This window comes from Pseudoalteromonas sp. TB64 (assembly GCF_000498095.1).
Lineage (GTDB): Bacteria > Pseudomonadota > Gammaproteobacteria > Enterobacterales > Alteromonadaceae > Pseudoalteromonas.
This window is the reverse complement of record NZ_AUTQ01000030.1, coordinates 1-2,265: the sequence shown is the minus strand read 5'-3', so window position 1 is coordinate 2,265 and position 2,265 is coordinate 1. Positions and strand designations below refer to the sequence as shown.

The 2,265-nt window shown below is 40.1% G+C and carries 2 protein-coding genes; both read left to right on the top strand.

All coding sequences use genetic code 11. The features are described 5' to 3' along the window. The coding region (locus L647_RS0100965) for an energy transducer TonB (protein WP_024609545.1) at window positions 1–552 on the top strand (552 nt) is incomplete at its 5' end. 20 nt (window positions 553–572) lie between these two features. Then, complete coding sequence (locus tag L647_RS0100960) at window positions 573–1,985, top strand: tetratricopeptide repeat protein (RefSeq protein ID WP_024609544.1); 1,413 nt, start codon at window positions 573–575, stop codon at window positions 1,983–1,985. Window positions 1,986–2,265 lie beyond the last annotated feature (280 nt).

The window sequence follows — 2,265 nt, the reverse complement described above, 5'->3', positions numbered from 1 at the left end:
CTTGGGCAACTAGCTGAGCACGTGGTGCAAGACAAAGTAATTGTGCGCGAGGTAGCAATGGTTGCATTACCACCTCCACCTCCGCCCTCAATACAACAACAGCAAGCAAACGAGCCCATGCAAAGCTTAACTGTACAAGGTGCTGGTGCTTCTATTCAGGCTGTTAAGGTTAAAATTAATAGTAATTTAAATGTTGTAAAACCCGATACGCCAAGCATTAAAGTAAGTACACCACAACTGCAATCAATAAGTGTAAATTGGGATGCATTTAGCTTAAATCAGCTTGATGGTTTACCTACTTTACTTACGCCAGTAAAAGCGATTTTACCAAAGAGTTTAACCCGTCAAGGTATTGATGTATTCACTGTAAAGCTCGACGTGTTTATAGATGAAAGCGGTAAGGTAAGTTTAATTGAGGTAGTGCAAAACCCATATCCAGAACTAAAACCCGCAATCGACAAAATTATTAAACAAAGCCGCTTTAGTGCACCTAAAAAAGAAGGTGAGACTGTACGCGCTCGCTTTATTTGGCCAATTGAATTTAAACCTTAAGCCCTATTAAAATGAAAAATATGAACGCAATTAAAACGCTAAAACCATTAACTCGCGCATTTATTACTTCTTTAATGTGCTCATTGCCTTTATTAGGTGTAAGTAGCGTGCATGCAACCGCTGTTAGTGCGCCACTAAAAGTAACTTTATCGCCTAGCGATCCTACATGGCAACTGGCAATAAATAATAAGTTATTAGGTCCAACTGAAGTACTTATTGAGCCAACCGAGCGCGGTTTTGCCCGCCAAGTACAACCGCTATTACAAGCCGGTAATTACAGTGAAGTTGCTGCACTATTTAAAAATCGTGATATGAATCAAGACAGCACCGCTTTAAACTTATTGCGCGCACAAGTTTTGCTTTCAATAAAAGATTTTGATAAAGCCGAAGCCGCTTATTTAGCATGTTTAAAAGCATCACCAAGTTTAATACAAGCGCACCAAGGCTTAAGCCTTTTGTACATGCAACAAGCAAACTACAATAAAGCGCAAACGCACTTGGTTAACACTATTGAGTTGGGTCAGGCTGATGCACAAAGCTATGCACAGCTTGCTTATATTCATGTACAACATAATCAACCTTGGAGCGCTGTAGCAGCCTATCGCCAAGCGCTTATGTTAGCGCCAGAAACAAGCCAATATCAGCAAGGGCTATTATTTGCTTTAATTGAATCAGGTGATTTAAATCAAGCTAATGCATTATTAAAAGAATTACTTAACAAAAACCCTGATAACGCAGAACTTTGGTTGCAACGTGCACAAATTGCATTGCAACTAGAACAAAATAAAAATGCACTTGCGGCAATTGAAGTCGCACTTAAACTTAACCCTAAAGATACGAGCAATCAGCTTCTTGCTGCACAATTACACTTAAGCCAAGGTAGCAGTGAGCGTGCCGTTACTTTATTAAAACAAGGCTTAAAACATGCAGGTAAAAAACAACAAACAGCAGTAATTAACACCACAATGCAAACACTAGGATGGCTTGTATCGCAGCAGCAATGGGGATTAGCTAAAGAGCTTATACACAGCGCTAAACGGTTCACTAAACAGTTACCACGTGATGAGCAAGCACAGTTTTCGGTTTACAACGCACAGTTAGCAATACAGCAAGGCAATACAAATGGAGCAATAAAAAGTTTAAATAGTGCTCTTAAAATCAATCCAAATTTAGGCGATGCCCTGCTTAGCCTTGCAAGTATTTATCGTAATAAAAATCAGCTTACTCAAGCCAAACTAATGTACGTACGTGCACAAGCATTACCTGATTATCAGTTATCTGCATGGCTTGGATTATCACAAGTAGCAATTGATTCTAAAGACTACTCCGATGCACTTAAGCACCTAAAAAAAGCACTACAAGCAAATCCGCAGCGCCAAGATTTAATTACTAATATTCGTGCCCTTGAAAATATAGTACGCCAAGAAGGATAAATGCTTTTAAGCAAATCGAGTGCTGCGCTTTAGACAGACCAATGAATAGCTATTAGTTATAAATATTAAAAGCGGCGCTTTTCGCGTGAGCAAGCTCTACACCTACCGGTAAAATTTGACGCTGTGGTTAAATTTACTTGTAGACGCCCAGCTTGCTAGCGTGACGAGCAAAGCTCGTAATTATTAAAAGCGACGCTTTTCGCGTGAGCAAGCCCCACGCCCACCGGTAAAATTTGACGCTGTGGTTAAGTTTACTTGTAGACGCACAGCTTGCTGGCGT

Bases quoted from the DNA above. Each gene is read 5' to 3' on its own strand.
- L647_RS0100960 (WP_024609544.1), top strand. From the start codon at position 573: ATGAACGCAATTAAAACGCTAAAACCATTAACTCGCGCATTTATTACT.